The following is a 16,718-nucleotide window of genomic DNA, read 5'->3' on the forward strand; positions in this document are numbered from 1 at the left end:
TCAGCGTCGGGGCAGGCCGAGCACGCGCTCGGCGATGATGGTGCGCTGGATCTCGGACGTACCGCCGGCGATGGTCGCGCCGAAGCTGCGGGCGTAGCGGTGGAACCAGCTGGCGAAGTTGTCGTCGTAGGTCATGTGGTACGCCGGTGCCGTGGTCGCCGGGTGGATCAGACCGTCGGGACCGGCCGCCTCCAGGACCTTCTCCAGGGCGCGTTGGGAGGCCTCTGAGCCGAAGACCTTCAGTACGGACAGGGCCGGTACGTCCTGTTCGCCGCGGGCGGCGCGGGACAGGGCGGCCGAGCCCAGCAGGCGCAGCGCCTGGAGGTCCATGACGAGGGTGGCGTACCAGTCCTTCTCCAGCGGCCCCGAGGGCCGGAAGTCCCGCACGATGTCGCCGAGCCGTTCGGCCTCGCTCACCCACATCAGGGTGCGCTCGTGGCCGAGCGAGCCGTTGGCCACCCGCCAGCCCTCGTTGAGCGGGCCGACGAGGTTCTCCGCCGGAACGCGGACGTCCTCGAAGAAGACCTCGTTGAAGTCCTTGTCCTCCGGGTTGGTGTACGAGGCGAAGGGGCGGCGGGTCAGGCCGGGGCTGTCGGTGGGGATCAGCAGGACGCTGATCCCCTTGTGCTTGGGGGCGTCCGGTTCGGTGCGGACGAAGGTCAGCAGGATGTCGGCGTCGTGGGCGCCGGAGGTCCACACCTTCTGGCCGTTGACCAGGAAGTGGTCGCCCTTCGGTTCGGCTCGGGTGCGCAGGGAGGCGAGGTCGGAGCCGGCGCCGGGTTCGCTCATGCCGAGGGCGGCGGTGAGTTCGGCGCGCAGGATCGGCACGGCCCAGCGCCGTTTCTGCTCCTCGGTGCCGAAGGTGAGCAGGGAGGCGGCGATGATGCCGACGCCCTGCGGGTTGAAGCTGTGGAAGACGCGGCGCCGGGACAGCTCCGCCATGTGGACGTACTGCTGGAGCACGGTGGCGTTGCGGCCGCCGTACTCCGGTGGGTTGCCCGGCAGCAGCCAGCCCTCGTCGAACTGGAGCCGCTGCCAGCGCCGGGCCCAGTCGGGGAGGTGCCCCGTGGAGCGGGACCGCTCGCCGGCCTCCGCCTCGGTGGGGAGATGGGCCTCCAGGAACGCCGCGAACTCGGCGCGGAAGGCCTCGACGTCGGTGTCAAAGGTCAGTCGCATGGCACTCCTCGGCTATCAGCGCCCGGTGTTCGGCGGCGCCGCCGAGCAGCAGCTCGCCCGCCTTGGCCCGTTTGATCGCGAACTGCAGGTCGTTCTCCCAGGTGTGTCCCATCGCCCCGAACAACTGCACGGCGTTGCGGAACACCAGGGCCTGGCATTCGCCCGCCGCCGCCTTGGCCATCGCGGAGGCCAGCCGGCGCCGGGGGTCGTCCTCGGCGATCGTCAGTGCCGCGAAGTAGCCGAGGGCGCGGGCCCGCTCGACAGCCACGTGCATGTCGGCCGCCTTGTGCTGCACCGCCTGGAACGAGCCGATGGGGGCGCCGAACTGGTGCCGGGTGCGGGCATGGTCGAGGACCAGGTCGAGGGCGCGCCGGCAGGCGCCGACCATGGTCAGGGCCAGACCGGTCAGGGCGTGGTGGCGGGCGCGTTCGGGGTCGGCGGCGCTGCGGCTGCGGGCGGGCACGCGTACGTGGTCGAACAGGACGTCGGCGATGTGCAGAACGGGGTCGAAGACGGCGGACCGTACGGCGGTCACGGCGGTGGCGGGTACGACGAAGACTCCTCCCGCGGTCACCACGGCCAGCTGCTCGGCCCGGTCGCCGTCCAGTACATGACGTCCGACGCCTTCCAGAACCCAGTCGCCGTTCTCGGCGCGGGCGGTGACGCCGCCGTACACGGCGGTGCCCGACCGTGCCGGTTCGGCGAGGTCCGGTGCGAGGGGGGCGAACTGGGTCGTCGTCGCGAGGTAGGGCGTGGGGTCGGTGGCGCGGCCCAGCTCCTCCAGGACGATCGCCAGCTCGACGGCGTCGGCGGGGTCGGTCAGTTCGGTCCAGCCGAGATCGGTGTAGACCCGCCACAGGGGTTCCGGGTCGGCGCCTTCGTCGGCGATTCGGCGGATCAGGGCCGGTGGGCACTCCTTCAGTACGGCCTTGTGCACGGTGTCCTGCCACAGCCGCTGCTCGGCGTCGAACTCCAACAGCATGGGGCCTCCCCTGCCCGTGTACCGGCACATCGCGATGTCGCGGCGAGAATAACATTCTCGCTCAGAGAAATTAAGAGTCTCGTCAGAGGGAGAGGAGGCGTCCGACCTGGCCGGTAGGCCTGTTGTCGCTACACTGCAGTAAAGTTCTCCCCATGGCACAGAAGGCGGACCAGCCCTTGAGCACCCCCACCGAAGAGCCGGCCTGGAAGCAGCGCGCGGTCGAGCGTTCCACCCAGGCGGCCAAGCGCCGGGCCGAGCAGCGGGTGGAGCGGTTCCTCGAAGCGGCCCAGGCGATCATGGCGGAGAAGGGGACGACCGACTTCACCGTGCAGGAGGTCGTCGACCGCTCCAAGCAGTCACTGCGCAGCTTCTACCAGCACTTCGACGGCAAGCACGAGCTGCTGCTCGCCCTGTTCGAAGACGCCATGAGCAAGTCGGCGGAGCAGTTGCGCACCGCCGCGGCCGAGCACTCGAACCCGCTGGACCGGCTCAAGGTCGCCGTGCAGACCCTGTTCGAGAACTCCTGCCCCGACCCGGCCGCGAAGCGCCCGCTCTTCACCGACTTCGCACTGCGTCTGCTGGTCTCGCACCCCAACGAGATGCGGGTCGCGAACGCACCGCTGCTCGCCCTGCTCACCGAGCTGATGACGGACCTCGAGGAGGCCGGCCTGCTGCGCGAGGGCTTCAAGCCCCGCCGGGTGGCGGCCCTCACCATGCAGACCGTCATGTTCAACGCGCAGTCCAGCGGCCAGACGGGCTCCCACCCGATCACCGCCGACGAGATCTGGGACTTCTGCGCGAAGGGGTTCACGCTCAGCTGAGTCGCCCCCCAGGGCCGCAGAGCCGCGGCGAGAACAGCATTCTCATCACAGGAAATCTCCCTTACTCTCGCTGGCATGCCCCTTGCCACGAGTGAACTCTGGGACGACCTGCTCTCCTGCCTCGACCTGCGCACTTCCCCGGGCGGCACGGTGTACGAGGCCCGGAACCAGCGACTGGGCCACCACCGGCTGTTCGGCGGCCAGTTGCTCGCCCAGTCCGTCCGGGCGGCCCGGCTGAGTTGCCCGGACAAGGCCGTCAAGTCACTGCACGCCCTCTTCCCACGGGCGGGACGGCCCGAGGAATCCGTCCGCTACGAGGTGGAGCGCCACCATGAGGGCGCCACCTTCGCCACACTGACGGTCGTGGCCCGGCAGACGCACGGCGTCGTCGCCACCGCCTCCGTCTCCCTCCACGCCACCGAGGACGGGCCCGCCCACCAGGCCGGCCAGCCGGTCCCGGCCGTCCTGGGCCCCGAGCACCGGATCGAGCTCCATCCGCTCCCCTGGGAGACCCGCACCACCGCCGACCTGGACTCTCCCGACACGGGCCCGCCCGAGCTCGACCTCTGGATGCGCACCCCGTCGGCCGACACCGAACTGGCCCCGGCGCTCACGGCGTACGCCACCGATCTGACCCTCGTCGGAACGGCACTGCGCCCGCTGGAGGGCCTCGGCCAACGCGACGCGCAGAAGGCGTTCACGTCCGCCGTCACCTCGCACACGGTGTGGTTCCACCGCCCCTTCCGCGCCGACGACTGGCTGCTGCTGCGCCAGCACAGCCCGGTCCTCGCCCACGGCCGCTGCTTCGGCCGGGGCGACGTCTTCACGAAGGACGGCTCGCTGGTCGCCTCCTACGCCCAGGAAGCCCTGCTGCGTCTGGCCCGGGGGGCGGCATGAGTCCGTACCGCGTCGTCCAGTGGGCCACCGGAACCATCGGTAGCCGCTCGCTGCGGGCCGTCGTCGAGCACCCCGACCTGTCGCTGGCCGGGGTGTACGTCCACTCGGCCGGCAAAGCGGGGCTGGACGCGGGCGAGTTGTGCGGTCTCACGACGACCGGGGTGAGCGCCACGCGGGACGTCGGGCACATCGTGGATCTCGGGGCGGACTGCGTGCTGTACATGCCGCTCGTGTGCGAGCTGGACGCTGTGTGCCGGCTGCTGGAGTCGGGGGCGAACATCGTCACCACGCGCGGGGAGTTCCACCATCCGGGGAGCATGGACCCCGTCGTACGCAAGCGTGTGGAGGCCGCCTGCGAGCGGGGCGGAACCTCGATCCACAGCACCGGCAGCAGCCCCGGGTTCATCACCGAGGCGGTGCCGCTCGTGCTGACCTCGATCGCGCGGCGGGTCGAGAGGGTGATGATCGACGAGTACGCCGATCTGTCCCGACGTCCGTCGCCGGACCTGCTGTTCGGGGTGATGGGGTTCGGTGTCGCGCCCGCCGAGTTCGACGAGGCGCGGCTGTCGCGGGCCCGGACGAGCTTCGGGCCGTCGCTGCGGCTGGTCGCGGACGCGCTGTCGTTGCCGCTGGACTCCCTTGAAGCCGGCGGGGAGTTGGCGACGGCCCGGCGCCGGGTGCGGATCGCCGCGGGCGAGTTGGCGGCGGGGACGGTGGCCGCGCAGCGTCTGACGGTGTCCGGCATCCACGCGGGCCGTCCGCTCCTGCGGTTCCGCGCGACCTGGTACTGCACCACCGACCTCGAACCGGCCTGGGATCCGCACGACACCGGCTGGCACGTCACGGTCGACGGTGACGCGCCGCTCGACGTCGGCATCCGGCTGCCGGTGCCGCTGGACCGGATGGCGGAGGTGTCGCCGTCGTACACGGCCAACCGGGCGGTGAACGCGGTGCCGTTCGTGTGCGCGGCGCAGCCCGGGATCCGTACGACGGCGGACCTGCCGCAGATCACGGCGACCCTCAGCTGACCTCCACGACCATCGCGGAGCCCATCCCACCGCCCGCGCACATGGATGCCACGCCGATCCCGCCGCCGCGCCGCCGCAGTTCATGGACGAGGGTGACCAGCATGCGGGCGCCGGTGGCGGCGACGGGGTGGCCGAGGGAGCAGCCGCTGCCGTTGACGTTGACCGTTTCCGGGTCGAGGTCGAGGAGGCGGACGGCGGCGACGGTCACCGAGGCGAAGGCTTCGTTGATCTCGAACAGGTCGACGTCGGAGGTGGTGAGGCCCGCGCGGGACAGCGCCTTGGGGATCGCCTTCACCGGGGAGAGGCCGGTCTCGGCGGGATCGACGCCGACGGACGCCCAGGAGCGCACGGTCGCCAGGGCGGGCAGTCCCTCGCCTGCCGCGACCACCTCGCTCGCGACCACCAGGGCGGCGGCGCCGTCGTTCCCACCGCAGGCGTTGCCCGCGGTGATGCTGAAACCCTCGATCTCCGGATGCAGCGGCTTGAGCGCGGCGAGCTTCTGCGACGAGGTGTCCCTGCGCGGGTGTTCGTCGACCGAGAAGAGCCCGTGCGGGGTCTGGATGGGGACGATCTCGGCGTCGAAACGCCCCTCGTCGATGGCGCGCACGGCGTTGCGGTGCGAGCGCAGCGCCCACGCGTCCATCTCCGCACGGGAGACGCCGGCCCGCTGGGCCACGTTCCAGCCGATGCAGACCGACATGTCGGCGTTGGGCGCGTCCGGCCGGTCGGGGTGGGTGGGCGGCATCCACGGATCGGCCCACTCCCCGTCGACCCGGAAGCGCGACCTCGGCGCCGTGGACGCCGAGTTGACCCCTCCAGCGACGACCAGCCCGTCCATCCCCGCCCGCACACTCCCGGCCGCGCCCGCCACGGCCTCCAGGCCCGCCGCGCAGTGCCGGTTGCAGGCCGCGCCGGGAACGGAGGTGAGCCCCGCGGTCAGCGCGGCGTGACGGGCGATGACGCCGCCGCCGTAGAGGCCCTCGCCGAGGATCACGTCGTCGACGCGGTCCGGGTCGAGCCCTTGCGCCGCGGCGCCGACGATGTGGTGGGCCAGGTCGAAGGCGGTGGTGTCGCGCAGGGTGCCCTTGACCGCGGTGCCGACGGGGGTGCGCAGGGCGGACACGATGACTGCCTCGGGCATGGACGCCTCCAACTCGGTCACACCAACAGGTGAGAATGATACTCTCGCAAAACTAGAACATGACTCGCAAGGGAGCTGTCGTGCAGATAGCGGGGTCGTCCGCGGTCGTGGTCGGCGGAGCGGGAGGGCTGGGCGAGGCGACGGTCCGCCGGCTCCACGGGGCGGGTGCGGCGGTCGTCGTCGCGGACCTCGCCGACGACAGGGGCAAGGCCCTGGAGAAGGAGCTGGGAGTGCGCTACGTGCGGACCGACGCCACCAGCGAGGACGACGTGCGCGCGGCCGTCGGGGCGGCGGAGGCGCTCGGCCCGCTGCGGATCTCGGTGGACACCCACGGCGGTCCCGCGAGCGGCGGCCGGCTGATCGGCCGGGACGGCGAGCCGCTGGACCTGGCCGGGTTCCGGCAGACCGTCGACATCTATCTGACCGGCGTCTTCAACGTGCTGCGTCTGACCGCCGCCGCCATGGCCCGGCACGAGCCCGTCGACGAGGACGGCGCCCGCGGTGTCGTCGTCAACACGGCGTCGATCGCCGCGTACGAGGGCCAGACCGGCCAGCTCCCCTACGCCGCCGCCAAGGGCGGGGTGGCCGCCATGACCCTGGTCGCCGCCCGCGACCTGTCCCCCCTCGGCATCCGCGTCGTCACGATCGCACCCGGCACCTTCCTGACTCCTGCCTACGGCAAGGCCGGTGACCAGCTGGAGGCGTACTGGGGGCCGCAGGTCCCCCATCCCCGGCGCATGGGACGCTCCCCCGAGTTCGCGTCCCTCGTCCAGCACATCTGCGAGAACGACTACCTCAACGGCGAAGTCGTCCGCCTCGACGGGGCGTTGAGGTTCCCTCCGAAGTGAGCCGCCACCGCTCTGACTAGAGTGGTGATCATGCGTATGAAGATCGTTGCGGCAGCAAGTCTCGTCGGCCTGATGGCCACGGGATGTGCCGACGGGGGAACGGACTCCACCGACGCCGAGCCGTCGCCGGCGGGCACCCTGCTGCCCCAGAAACTGACGAAACCGAAATCCGACCCGGACCTGGAGCCGACGCCTTCGCCCGCCGCGGACGCGTCCTTCGCCGAGCAGTTGGAGTACGAACTCCGCCTCAGAACACTGAAGATGGCGCAGGCCGAGGGGAAGACCACGGTCGAGTGCCCCGACCTGGCGTCCACGAAGGGCCAGCAGGCGACCTGCAAGGCCACGTACGACGGCCTGAAGCTCGACTGGTACGTGTCGATCGGCGACAACGCCGCCTGGTCCGACGACTACGTGCAGTACGAGGCGACCCCCAGCTCGGGCATCCTCACCCGGGACGGGGTCGCGAGGCTTCTCTTCGGCAACTACCAGAGCCTCGACTACGCGCTCTGCAACGACATCCCCGAGGCGGTGCTGTCGCCCCTCGACACGCAGTCCGAGTACAAGTGCGAGACCGTCTCCCAGGGCAAGAAGCCCTTCGGGTACGCCGGTACCTCGCTGCGGGCCACGGACGCGGGACCGCGCGCCTACTGACCGGTCAGCCGCGCGAGGGTCGAGCGGAAGTCCTCCGTCCGGAAGGACTGTTCCTCGGCCGTCGTCGCGAAGTCGATGGTCGCGAGGACCGCCCGTTCCAGGTGCAGGTTGAGAAGCCTTTTGGTGCTCTCGACGGCCTGCCTGGGCAGTCCCGCGATCCGCTTCGCGCAGGCCGTCGCCTCGGCCAGGGGGTCGGCCACCACATGGTTCGCGAGGCCCATGGCCACGGCCTTCCCGGCCGGGATACGGGCGCCGGTCAGGGCGTACTCCTTGGCGAGGAGCAGGCTGGTGTGCAGGGGCCAGGTGAGCGGGCCGCCGTCGGCGGCGACGAGGCCGACCTGGACGTGCGGGTCGCACAGATAGGCGGACTCGGCGATGTAGACGGTGTCGCTCAGGGCGACGAGGCTGCACCCCAGGCCCACGGCGGGCCCGTTGACGGCGGCGACGACCGGAACCCGGCAGCGGACCATGCCGAGGACGATGTCCCGGCCGTGCGCGATGGTGCGGGCGCGCAGGTCCGCGTCCTGCCGGATCTCGTCGAGATAGGCGAAGTCGCCGCCCGCCGAGAACGCCTTGCCCGCGCCGGTGAGCACGGCAGCGCGGGCGTCGCGGTCCTCGCCCAGGCGGGGCCACAGCCGGGCGAGGCCGGTGTGGAGCGAGTCGTCGACGGCGTTGAGGGCGTCGGGCCGGTTCAGGGTGATGATCCGCAGCGGGCCGTCCGCCCGGACCTGGATCTCCTCCGGCATGCCGTACAGGTTCTCCGTCACGTCAGGCTCCCAGTCCGAGGATGCGCGAGGCGATGATGTTCTTCTGGATCTGCGAGGTGCCGCCCATGACGCTCTGCGCCCGGCTGTAGAGGTACGCGTTCAGCAGCTCCGGGTCCCCGGTGCCGCCGACCGCGAGGGCCGCGTGCCCGACCGTCTGTTCCGTCCAGGTCATCAGCAGCTTGTCCAACGACCCCTGCGGGCCGTGCGAGACCCCGTCCAGCCGCTCGGACAGCCGCCGCCGTACATGCAGGCGCAGCATCTCCGTCTCCACGACGGCCCAGGCCAGCTCCGGTGGCGCGGCGCCCGGCGTGCGGGCGGCGAGTTCGCGCACGAGCTTGCCGTACCGGGCCGAGAAGCCCAGCGTCGCGGGCTCCCGCTCATGCCCCACGACCGTCATGGCGAGCGCCCAGCCCTCGCCGGGCGCTCCGACCATCTGGTCCGCGGGCACGGTCGCGCCGTCGAAGAGAACCTGCCCGAACTCCTTGGTCACCCCGCTCATCATCGTCAACGGGCGCTGCTCGATGCCGGGTTGGTCCATGGCGATCACGAACGCCGAGAGGCCCCTGTGCCGGGGTACGTCCGGGTCGGTACGGGCGAGAAGCAGGCACCAGTCGGCGACGTCGGAGTAGCTGGTCCAGATCTTGTGGCCGCGCACGACGTAGGTGTCGCCGTCGCGGGTGGCGGTCGTGGTCAGGGACGCGAGGTCGGACCCGGCACCGGGTTCGCTGAAGCCCTGGCACCAGCGCTCGGTGCCGTCGATCATGCCGGGCAGGAACCGGCGGCACAGCTCCTCGCCGCCGTGCCGGCCCAGGCCCTGTACGAGGTAGCCGAGGCTGGGGCGGGCCGGGGTCCCGGCGCGGGCCAGTTCCTCGTCCAGGATGACGTCGTAGACGGGCGGCAGTTCCTGACCGCCGTACGCCTTGGGCCAGGACAGTCCGAAGAAGCCGGCCGCATGGAGCGCCCGGTGCCAGTCCCCCTGCCGCGCCCAGTACGCGTCGCCCGAGGTCGGGAACTCCCCGGCCCGCTCGGTCAGCCAGGTCCGCAGCCGTTCCCGGAAGGCGGCCTCCTGCGGGGAGTCACGAAAGTCCACGGTCGATCTCCTCCAGGCGTACGGGGAACAGCTCGGTGGACGCCAGGGCGCGGCGCAGATGGACGTGGGCGAGGCACTCCCAGGTGTTGCCGATGCCGCCGTGCACCTGGATCGCCGTCTCGCAGACGGTGCGGGCGGCGCGGGCGCAGTAGAGCTTCGCGATCCGGGCCGCCCTGATCGCCTCTTCGGGCGTGAGCTCGTCGACCGCCCAGGCCGCGTGCCGCAGCACGCTCACCGATCCCTCGATCGAGGCCAGTCCCTCGGCGAGCAGATGGGCCACGGCCTGGTAGGTGCCGATCGGCCTGCCGTACTGCTCACGCAGCTTGGCGTGGGCGACGGCGAGCGTGTGGGCCCCGCGGGCCGTGCCGACCAGGTCGGCGGTGGTGGCCACGAGGGCCAACGCCCGTCGGCGGGCGGCGGTTCCGGCGGTCAGGGTGCCGATCGGTTCCGGCGGGCCGGTGACGGAGGCGTGATGGCGCGTGAGGTCGGCGCCCGGGACCAGGGGGCCGATGCCGACGGCCAGCACACGGCCCTCTTCGACGAAGACACCCTTCCGCAGGCCCCGCGCGTCCCGCGCCCGGCCGTCCACGACGACGGTGGCCGCCGAGAGCCCCGGGGCCAGGTCGTCGGCGAGTACGGGACCCAGCAGCGGTACGTCGACCAGGCCTCGCCCGAACTCCTCTACCACCAGGGCGACTTCGACCCCCGACGCCCCGTCCGAGCGCAGGGTCCGCCAGCCGGTGGCCTCGACGGCCTTCTCCAGCCGCGCGATCCGGTCGCCGTCGTCCAGGTCGAGGACGGAGCCGGGACCGAGGTCGTCGGCCAACCGGGCTGCCGCTGCGCGCAGTTGACGTTGTTCAGCTGTCAGACGTACATCCATGGCGCTCCTTGAGGACCCGGCGCAGGACCTTGCCGGACGGCAGGCGGGGGATCTCGGGCACGAACTCCACATGGGTCGGCCGTTTGTAGGAGGCGAGCCGCGCGCCGACCAGTTCGATGAGCTCGGCCGCCTCCACCGGGCGGGTCGTCCGTACGGCCGCGACGACGGCCTCTCCGTCGGCCGGGTCGGGGACGCCGAACACCGCGCAGTCGGCGACCGCGGGATGGCCGTGCAGCACGGCCTCCACCTCCGCGGGCGCGACCTGGAACGCCCGCACTTTGATCATCTCCTTGGAGCGGTCGGTGAGCCGCAGCCAGCCGTCGGCGTCGAGACTGCCGACGTCCCCGGTCCGGTACCAGCCGTCGTGCAGCGCTTCCGCCGTCGCCTCGGCGGGCAGATAGCCGGCCATCAGGGAGTCGGAGCGCACCTCGATCTCGCCGCTCACCCCCGGCCCGACCGGTCTCCCGGTCTCCAGGGAGACCACCCGCGCGCTCACCCCCGGCACGGGCCGTCCCGGGGTGTCCAGGCGTGCCCCGTCGAGCGGGTTGCAGGCGATGACGGGCAGTTCGCTGGCCCCGTAGGCGGGCACCCAGCCGACCCCGGTGCGCCGGGTGACGGTCTCGGCGACGCTCGGGGTGACCGGTGTGGCGCCCCACATGATGTAGCGGAGCGACGACAGGTCGTACGACTCCAGCCGCGGGTGCGAGGCGATGGCGAGTGCGATGGGGGCGACGGCCATCTCGACGGTGATGCGGTCGAGTTCGATGTGCCGGAGCAGCCGGTCGAGGTCGAAGCGGCGATGCAGCCGCAGCCAGGCGCCCGCCTCCAGGGCGGTGACGATGTTGAGCAGGCCGAGGATGTGCGAGGGGGGTGTGGCGATCTGGATGCGGTCCCGTGACGTCAGTCGCAGGGCGTCCCGCCAGTGCCGCACGGCGGCGGCGAGGGATGCGTGGGTGTGCCGTACGGCCTTGGGCATCCCGGTCGTGCCGGAGCTGAACACCAGGACGGCGTCGGCCTGTTCGGGGGGTCGCGCGAAGGAGCCCGGCCCGGGCGGGATCGGTTCGTCCAGGTGCCGCATCGGCATCAGTTCCGCCAGCACCGGATGGTCACCCACGGCGTGCGTCGCCCCGGTGATCTCCAGGGCGTGTTCCACCTCGCCCCGCTTCCAGGCCGGACTGAGCAGCACGACCGCCGCGCCGAGCCGCCACACGGCCCGCACCGCGACCACGAACTCGGGCCGGTTGGACGACATGAGCGCGACCCGCTCCCCGGCCCGCACGCCTCGCCGCTCCAACTCGCCGGCCAGACCGTCGGCGAGGCCCTCCAGTGCGGCCAGGGTGTACTCCCGGTCCTCGAAGACCAGCGCGGCCCGTTCGCTCATCTTTCGTCCCCGCCTGTTGAGAGGGTCCCATCTACTTGATGAGAATAGTATTCTCGCAGCGATAGAACCTTGATACCAGAGCCCGAGGAGGGTCGTCCATGGCGAGCCCCGCCCTGTTCCGGCGCGCGACCGTCGTCAAGATCGTCCACGAGACCCCCGACGCCCGGACCTTCGTCCTCGACCCGCACGACGGCCCGTTCGCCTACCGGGCAGGGCAGTTCTGTGTCTTCCGGGTCCGGGTCGACGGCAAGGACCTGCTGCGCTCCTACTCGATGTCGAGCGCTCCGGAGACGGACGCCGAGCTGATGACGACGGTCAAGCGCGTCCCCGGCGGCAAGGTCTCCAACTGGCTGCACGACCATGTCGGCGAGGGCGACGAGGTCGAACTCACCCAGCCGCGAGGCCTGTTCTGTCTGCGCCCGGCCGAGACACCGCTGCTCGGCTTCAGCGGCGGCAGCGGCATCACCCCGATCCTCTCCCTGGCCAAGAGCGCGCTGGCCGCGACCCGCCGGCCGGTGCGGCTGCTGTGCGCCGACCGGGACCGGGCGTCGGCGATCTTCGACGCGGCGCTGGCGGAGCTGGCCGCGGAGTTCCCGGGCCGGCTGACCGTCGTACGGCATCTCGATGCCGAGCGGGGGCTCCTCGACGCGGACGCGATACGGGAGTTCGTCGGTGCGGACGGCGGTGCGGACGCGTATGTGTGCGGGCCCGAGCCCTTCATGGAGCTGGTGGAGACGGTGCTGCCGGGGCCGGGCCGGGTGTTCAGCGAGCGGTTCGGCAGCGTCCCCGAGCCGCCGCCCGTGGCACACCCCGTGGATGACGGCACCGTCACCATCGTCCTCGGCGCCAAGCGCGCCACCGTCCCCAAGCGACCGAACGAGACGCTTCTGCAGAGCGCCCGGCGGGCGGGCCTCACTCCGCCCTTCTCCTGCGAGGCGGGCAACTGCGCCACCTGCATGGCCAGGATCACCGAGGGCAGCGCCACCATGCGTGTGAACGACGCCCTGGCGGAGGACGAGGTGGCCGAGGGCTATGTCCTCACCTGCCAGGGCGTGCCCGACGAGGGATCAGTCACCGTCCACTACGAGTGAGCCCAGCTCGGGCGGCGGACCGTAGGCGGGCTCGTATCCGGCGATCCTGATGGGACTGCCGACCAGCCTGAAGTCGCCGGCCCGCACGATCACCTCGGGTGTCGCCTCCAGGGCCTCGGGCAGCGTGCGGACGGCCGCCGCCGCGATGCCGAGCGGCCGCAGCCGGGCCTCCCAGCCCTCGGCGGTGTCGGAGCTCAGCGCCCGCGTGACGACGTCGAGGACCTCGTCCCGCCGCTCCGCCCGCTCCGCCATCGTCGGGAAGCCCTCGACACCGGTCTCCGCGGCGAAGGACTTCCAGAAACCGTCGTGCGTGATGAACAGCGCCAAGTGGCCCGCCGCCGTGGGGAAAAGCTGGGCCGGCACGTAGTACGAGTGCGCGCCGAAGGGCAGTCGGCGCGGCTCGACCCCGTCGTTGAGATAGGCGGAAGCCCGGTAGTTGAGCTGGGACAGCATCACGTCCCGCAGCGCCACGTCGACCTGCCCGCCGCGACCGGACACGATCTGGGCGAGCAGGCCCAACGCGGCCGTCAGGGCGGCGGAGTTGTCGACCGAGGAGTACCCGGGCAGGGTCGGCGGACCGTCGGGGTCGCCGGTGAGGGCGGCGACGCCGGTGGCGGCCTGGATGACGTAGTCGAAGGCCGGGTCGTCCCCGGCGTCCAGGCCGTAGCCGGTGACGGCCACGCAGACGATCCGCTCGTTGTAGCGGCGCAGACGGTCGTACGTCAGCCCCAGCCGTCGTATGGCCGACGGCTTGAGGTTGACCAGCAGGGCGTGCGCGTCGGCCGCCAACTCGCCCAGGCGTTCCTGCCCTTGGTCCGTGGTGAGGTCGAGGCAGATGCTGCGCTTGCCGCGGTTGATGCTGGCGAAGTAGGCGTCGCCGACCTGCCGCGACAGGTCCCCGCCGGGCGGCTCGACCTTGGTGACGTCGGCGCCGAGGTCGGCGAGGACCATGGTGGCGAACGGGCCCGCGAGGATGTGACCGACTTCGAGGACGCGCAGGCCTGCGAGGGGGCCGGGGGTCACCTGAACTCCGCCGCGAGGTTCGCGATCATCTCCCGGGTCCGGCGCTTGGAGGCGACGAGTTCGTCGCGGCCCTCGCCGATCGGCAGCAGGCGTACGGAGAGGTCGGTGACGCCGGCGTCCGCGAAACGCCGGAAGCGCCGGAGGACAGCCGTCTCGTCGCCCGCCGCGCACAGGTCGCCGACGTCCCTGGCGTCGCCGTGGTCCAGCAGCCGCTGGTAGTTGGGCGAGATCTCGGCCTCGCCCAGGATCCGGTTGGCGCGCTCGCGGGCGGCGTCGACCTCGGACGGGGCGCACAGACACACCGGGATGCCGGCGACGACGCGGGGGGCCGGGCGTCCGGCGCTCTCGGCGGCCTTCGTGATGCGCGGGACGACATGGTCGGCGACGGCACGTTCGTCGGCCATCCACAGCACGGTTCCGTCGGCACGCTCCCCGGCGAGGGCCAGCATGACCGGGCCGAGGGCGGCGAGGAGGATCGGCAGCGGGGCCACGGGGGCGAGGTCGAGGGGGTTGTGGACGGTGAAGGTGCGGTTCTCGACGTCGACGGGGCCGGGTCCGCGCCATGCCGCATCGAGGACGTCCAGGTAGTCGCGGGTGAGGCCGGCCGGGCGGGCGTAGGGCAGGCCGAGCATGTCCTGGATGATCCAGTGGTGCGAGGGGCCGACGCCGAGCGCGAGCCGTCCGCCGGTGGCCGCCTGGGCGGAGAGGGCCTGACGGGCCAGGGCGACGGGGTGCTGGGCCTGGAGGGGGACGACGGCGGTGCCCAGCTCGATCCGGGTGGTCCGGGCCCCCATCAGCGTCACCGCGGTCAACGCGTCGAAGTCCGTGGGGACCTGGGGGATCCAGGCCGTGTCCAACCCGGCCGACTCGGCCCACTCCACATCCGCGAGCATCCGCGCGGCCTTGCGCGCCGAATCCCCCCGCTCGGGCCCGATCATGACTCCGATCCGCACGTTGCCTCCAGGTGTCAGGGCGAGGTGAGGGCGCGTACGTCCGCCACCACGACGTCAAGGGGTGTGCCGGTGGGGAACACGGCAGCGGCGCCGGCGGCTTTCAGGCGCGGCACGTCCACTGGCGGGATGGTCCCGCCGACGACGACCGTGATGTCCCCGGCGTCCGCGGCCCGCAGGCCCTCCACGGTCCTGGCGGTCAGCGCCAGATGCGCGCCGGAGAGCATGCTGAGGCCGACCATCGCGACGTCCTCCTGGACGGCGGTCGCCACGATGTCCTCGACCTTCTGCCGGATGCCGGTGAAGACGACCTCGAACCCGGCGTCGCGCAGCGCCCGCGCGACGATCTTGGCGCCTCGGTCGTGGCCGTCGAGGCCGGGCTTGGCGATGAGGATCCGGGTGCCCATCAGAACACCACCGGCTGCTGGAACTCGCCCCACACGTCCTTGAGGGCGGTGACCATCTCCCCCACCGTGCAATAGGCGTTGGCACAGTCGACGAGCGGTCCCATGAGGTTGTCGGTGCCCTCGGCGGCGCGCTCGAGGGCGGCCAGGCGAGCGCGGACGGCGGCCGGATCACGCTCGGCCTTGACCCGGGCGAGCCGTTCCAGCTGTGTCGCGCGGCCCTTGGCGTCGAGTTCGTAGGTGGCGACGTCGGGGGCGGGCTCGTCCTCGTCGACGTACCGGTTGACGCCGATGACGGGCCGTTCGCCCGCCTCGACCGCCCGATGGACACGGTAGGCCTCGTCCGCGATGAGCCCTTGCAGATAGCCGTCCTCGATCGCCCGGACCATGCCGCCGTGCCGCTCCAGATCCGCCATGATCTCGACGATCCGCTCCTCGGTCGCGTCGGTGAGCGCCTCGACGAAGTACGAGCCGCCGAGCGGGTCCGCGACCCGGGCGACGCCGGTCTCGTGGGCGAGGATCTGCTGGGTGCGCAGGGCGAGCGTGGCCGACTCCTCGCTGGGCAGCGCGAAGGGCTCGTCCCAGGCGGCCGTGAACATCGACTGGACACCACCGAGTACCGAGGCCAGCGCCTCGTAGGCGACCCGCACGGTGTTGTTGCGGGCCTGCGGCGCGTACAGCGAGGCACCGCCCGCGACACAGCCGAACCGGAACATCGCCGCCTTGTCGGAGCTCGCCCCGTAGCGCTCGCGGACGATGGTCGCCCAACGCCTGCGTCCCGCCCGGTACTTGGCGACCTCCTCGAAGAACTCGCCGTGCGTGTAGAAGAAGAAGGAGACCTGCGGGGCGAACTGGTCGATCGTCATGCGTCCGCGTTCCAGCACGGTGTCGCAGTACGTCACGCCGTCGGCGAGCGTGAACGCCATCTCCTGCACGGCGTTGGCCCCGGCGTCGCGGAAGTGCGCGCCGGCGACGGAGATCGCGTTGAACCGCGGCACCTCGGCCGCGCAGAACTCGATGGTGTCGGCGATCAGCCTGAGCGACGGCTCCGGCGGCCAGATCCAGGTCCCGCGGGAGGCGTACTCCTTGAGGATGTCGTTCTGGATGGTCCCGGTCAGCTTCGCCCGCGGCACGCCCCGGCGCTCGGCGGCGGCCACATAGAAGGCGAGCAGGATCGCCGCCGTCCCGTTGATGGTGAAGCTGGTGCTGATCCGGTCCAACGGAATGCCCTCGAAGAGCACCTCGGCGTCGGCGAGGGTGTCCACGGCGACACCGACCCGCCCGACCTCCTCGCTCACCTCGGGGTCGTCGGAGTCGTAACCGCACTGCGTGGGCAGGTCCAGGGCCACCGACAGTCCGGTACCACCCTGCTCCAGCAGATACCGGTAGCGGCGGTTGGACTCCTCCGCGGTGCCGAACCCCGAGTACTGCCTGAGTGTCCACAGCCGACCCCGGTAGCCGGAGGCGTAGTTGCCGCGCGTGAACGGGAAGTCCCCGGGTTCCGGCGGCTCGACGACCCGGTCCGCCGGTCCGTAGACCGGCTTGAGCGGGATGCCGGACGAGGTCTGGGCGAAGTCATTCATCGTAC

The 16,718-nt window shown here is 71.8% G+C and carries 17 protein-coding genes; 6 read left to right on the forward strand and 11 right to left on the reverse strand.

The genetic code is table 11. The features are described 5' to 3' along the window. Both ACWD3I_RS19130 and ACWD3I_RS19135 read right to left on the reverse strand, forming a co-directional pair. The gene (locus ACWD3I_RS19130) at window positions 1–1,176 is read right to left on the reverse strand and encodes an acyl-CoA dehydrogenase family protein (protein ID WP_365399124.1); all 1,176 of its coding nucleotides are present in this window, start codon (window positions 1,174–1,176) and stop codon (window positions 1–3) included. Next, window positions 1,160–2,158, reverse strand: a complete 999-nt coding sequence (locus ACWD3I_RS19135; protein WP_365399122.1) for an acyl-CoA dehydrogenase family protein — start codon at window positions 2,156–2,158, stop codon at window positions 1,160–1,162. Before ACWD3I_RS19135 ends, ACWD3I_RS19130 begins: the two co-directional genes overlap by 17 nt. Before the next feature lie 152 nt (window positions 2,159–2,310). On the opposite strand from ACWD3I_RS19135, the gene ACWD3I_RS19140 reads away from it, so the two are divergent. From ACWD3I_RS19140 to ACWD3I_RS19150, 3 genes are all read left to right on the forward strand, one after another. Next, a complete protein-coding gene (locus ACWD3I_RS19140; RefSeq protein WP_365399119.1) occupies window positions 2,311–2,979 on the forward strand; it encodes a TetR/AcrR family transcriptional regulator in 669 nt (222 codons plus the stop codon). 75 nt (window positions 2,980–3,054) lie between these two features. Next, window positions 3,055–3,876, forward strand: a complete 822-nt coding sequence (locus tag ACWD3I_RS19145; protein ID WP_365399116.1) for an acyl-CoA thioesterase — start codon at window positions 3,055–3,057, stop codon at window positions 3,874–3,876. Further along, window positions 3,873–4,904: an NAD(P)H-dependent amine dehydrogenase family protein gene (locus ACWD3I_RS19150; protein WP_365399114.1), complete on the forward strand. Its 1,032-nt coding sequence runs from the start codon at window positions 3,873–3,875 to the stop codon at window positions 4,902–4,904. The genes ACWD3I_RS19145 and ACWD3I_RS19150 overlap by 4 nt, the downstream gene beginning before the upstream one ends. Here the strand turns inward: ACWD3I_RS19150 and ACWD3I_RS19155 are convergent. After that, window positions 4,897–6,045, reverse strand: coding sequence for a thiolase family protein (locus ACWD3I_RS19155; protein ID WP_365399112.1), 1,149 nt, complete (start codon window positions 6,043–6,045; stop codon window positions 4,897–4,899). The two genes, ACWD3I_RS19150 and ACWD3I_RS19155, sit on opposite strands and share 8 nt — an antisense overlap. Window positions 6,046–6,125: 80 nt before the next feature. Here ACWD3I_RS19155 and ACWD3I_RS19160 point away from each other — a divergent pair, with 80 nt between their 5' ends. Both ACWD3I_RS19160 and ACWD3I_RS19165 read left to right on the forward strand, forming a co-directional pair. Continuing rightward, complete coding sequence (locus ACWD3I_RS19160; RefSeq protein ID WP_365399236.1) at window positions 6,126–6,893, forward strand: SDR family NAD(P)-dependent oxidoreductase; 768 nt, start codon at window positions 6,126–6,128, stop codon at window positions 6,891–6,893. 30 nt (window positions 6,894–6,923) lie between these two features. Further along, on the forward strand, window positions 6,924–7,544 hold the full coding sequence (locus ACWD3I_RS19165; protein WP_365399109.1) for a hypothetical protein: 621 nt from the start codon (window positions 6,924–6,926) through the stop codon (window positions 7,542–7,544). Here the strand turns inward: ACWD3I_RS19165 and ACWD3I_RS19170 are convergent. From ACWD3I_RS19170 to ACWD3I_RS19185, 4 genes are read right to left on the reverse strand one after another with little or no spacing between them, the layout of a single operon-like run. After that, a complete protein-coding gene (locus ACWD3I_RS19170; RefSeq protein ID WP_365399106.1) occupies window positions 7,538–8,311 on the reverse strand; it encodes an enoyl-CoA hydratase/isomerase family protein in 774 nt (257 codons plus the stop codon). The genes ACWD3I_RS19165 and ACWD3I_RS19170 overlap by 7 nt on opposite strands. A 1-nt stretch (window position 8,312) precedes the next feature. Next, window positions 8,313–9,401, reverse strand: coding sequence for an acyl-CoA dehydrogenase family protein (locus ACWD3I_RS19175; RefSeq protein ID WP_365399104.1), 1,089 nt, complete (start codon window positions 9,399–9,401; stop codon window positions 8,313–8,315). Beyond that, window positions 9,388–10,281 (reverse strand): acyl-CoA dehydrogenase family protein, encoded by an 894-nt coding sequence (locus ACWD3I_RS19180; RefSeq protein WP_365399101.1) that lies wholly within the window; start codon window positions 10,279–10,281, stop codon window positions 9,388–9,390. The genes ACWD3I_RS19175 and ACWD3I_RS19180 overlap by 14 nt, the downstream gene beginning before the upstream one ends. Further along, window positions 10,259–11,725, reverse strand: coding sequence for a class I adenylate-forming enzyme family protein (locus ACWD3I_RS19185; protein ID WP_451084131.1), 1,467 nt, complete (start codon window positions 11,723–11,725; stop codon window positions 10,259–10,261). The genes ACWD3I_RS19180 and ACWD3I_RS19185 overlap by 23 nt, the downstream gene beginning before the upstream one ends. A gap of 35 nt (window positions 11,726–11,760) precedes the next feature. Here ACWD3I_RS19185 and ACWD3I_RS19190 point away from each other — a divergent pair, with 35 nt between their 5' ends. Next, entirely contained in the window at window positions 11,761–12,753 is a 993-nt protein-coding gene (locus ACWD3I_RS19190; RefSeq protein ID WP_365399098.1) for a ferredoxin--NADP reductase, read from the forward strand. Here ACWD3I_RS19190 and ACWD3I_RS19195 read toward each other — a convergent pair. The 4 genes from ACWD3I_RS19195 to ACWD3I_RS19210 are packed head-to-tail and all read right to left on the reverse strand — an operon-like array spanning window position 12,730 to window position 16,713. Beyond that, window positions 12,730–13,776: a CaiB/BaiF CoA transferase family protein gene (locus ACWD3I_RS19195; RefSeq protein ID WP_365399095.1), complete on the reverse strand. Its 1,047-nt coding sequence runs from the start codon at window positions 13,774–13,776 to the stop codon at window positions 12,730–12,732. The genes ACWD3I_RS19190 and ACWD3I_RS19195 overlap by 24 nt on opposite strands. After that, window positions 13,773–14,729, reverse strand: coding sequence for an LLM class F420-dependent oxidoreductase (locus tag ACWD3I_RS19200; RefSeq protein WP_365399092.1), 957 nt, complete (start codon window positions 14,727–14,729; stop codon window positions 13,773–13,775). The genes ACWD3I_RS19195 and ACWD3I_RS19200 overlap by 4 nt, the downstream gene beginning before the upstream one ends. 14 nt (window positions 14,730–14,743) lie before the next feature. Continuing rightward, a complete protein-coding gene (locus ACWD3I_RS19205; RefSeq protein ID WP_365399089.1) occupies window positions 14,744–15,133 on the reverse strand; it encodes a cobalamin B12-binding domain-containing protein in 390 nt (129 codons plus the stop codon). Beyond that, window positions 15,133–16,713, reverse strand: coding sequence for a methylmalonyl-CoA mutase family protein (locus ACWD3I_RS19210; RefSeq protein ID WP_365399086.1), 1,581 nt, complete (start codon window positions 16,711–16,713; stop codon window positions 15,133–15,135). Before ACWD3I_RS19210 ends, ACWD3I_RS19205 begins: the two co-directional genes overlap by 1 nt. Between the last annotated feature and the right edge of the window lie 5 nt (window positions 16,714–16,718).

The organism is Streptomyces sp. NPDC002817 (genome assembly GCF_053592055.1).

Coding starts and splice junctions, on each gene's coding strand:
- ACWD3I_RS19155 (WP_365399112.1), bottom strand. CDS start 6,045: ATGCCCGAGGCAGTCATCGTGTCCGCCCTGCGCACCCCCGTCGGCACC.
- ACWD3I_RS19135 (WP_365399122.1), bottom strand. CDS start 2,158: ATGCTGTTGGAGTTCGACGCCGAGCAGCGGCTGTGGCAGGACACCGTG.
- ACWD3I_RS19130 (WP_365399124.1), bottom strand. CDS start 1,176: ATGCGACTGACCTTTGACACCGACGTCGAGGCCTTCCGCGCCGAGTTC.
- ACWD3I_RS19180 (WP_365399101.1), bottom strand. CDS start 10,281: ATGGATGTACGTCTGACAGCTGAACAACGTCAACTGCGCGCAGCGGCA.
- ACWD3I_RS19190 (WP_365399098.1), top strand. CDS start 11,761: ATGGCGAGCCCCGCCCTGTTCCGGCGCGCGACCGTCGTCAAGATCGTC.
- ACWD3I_RS19210 (WP_365399086.1), bottom strand. CDS start 16,713: ATGAATGACTTCGCCCAGACCTCGTCCGGCATCCCGCTCAAGCCGGTC.
- ACWD3I_RS19140 (WP_365399119.1), top strand. CDS start 2,311: ATGGCACAGAAGGCGGACCAGCCCTTGAGCACCCCCACCGAAGAGCCG.
- ACWD3I_RS19205 (WP_365399089.1), bottom strand. CDS start 15,133: ATGGGCACCCGGATCCTCATCGCCAAGCCCGGCCTCGACGGCCACGAC.
- ACWD3I_RS19165 (WP_365399109.1), top strand. CDS start 6,924: ATGCGTATGAAGATCGTTGCGGCAGCAAGTCTCGTCGGCCTGATGGCC.
- ACWD3I_RS19145 (WP_365399116.1), top strand. CDS start 3,055: ATGCCCCTTGCCACGAGTGAACTCTGGGACGACCTGCTCTCCTGCCTC.
- ACWD3I_RS19150 (WP_365399114.1), top strand. CDS start 3,873: ATGAGTCCGTACCGCGTCGTCCAGTGGGCCACCGGAACCATCGGTAGC.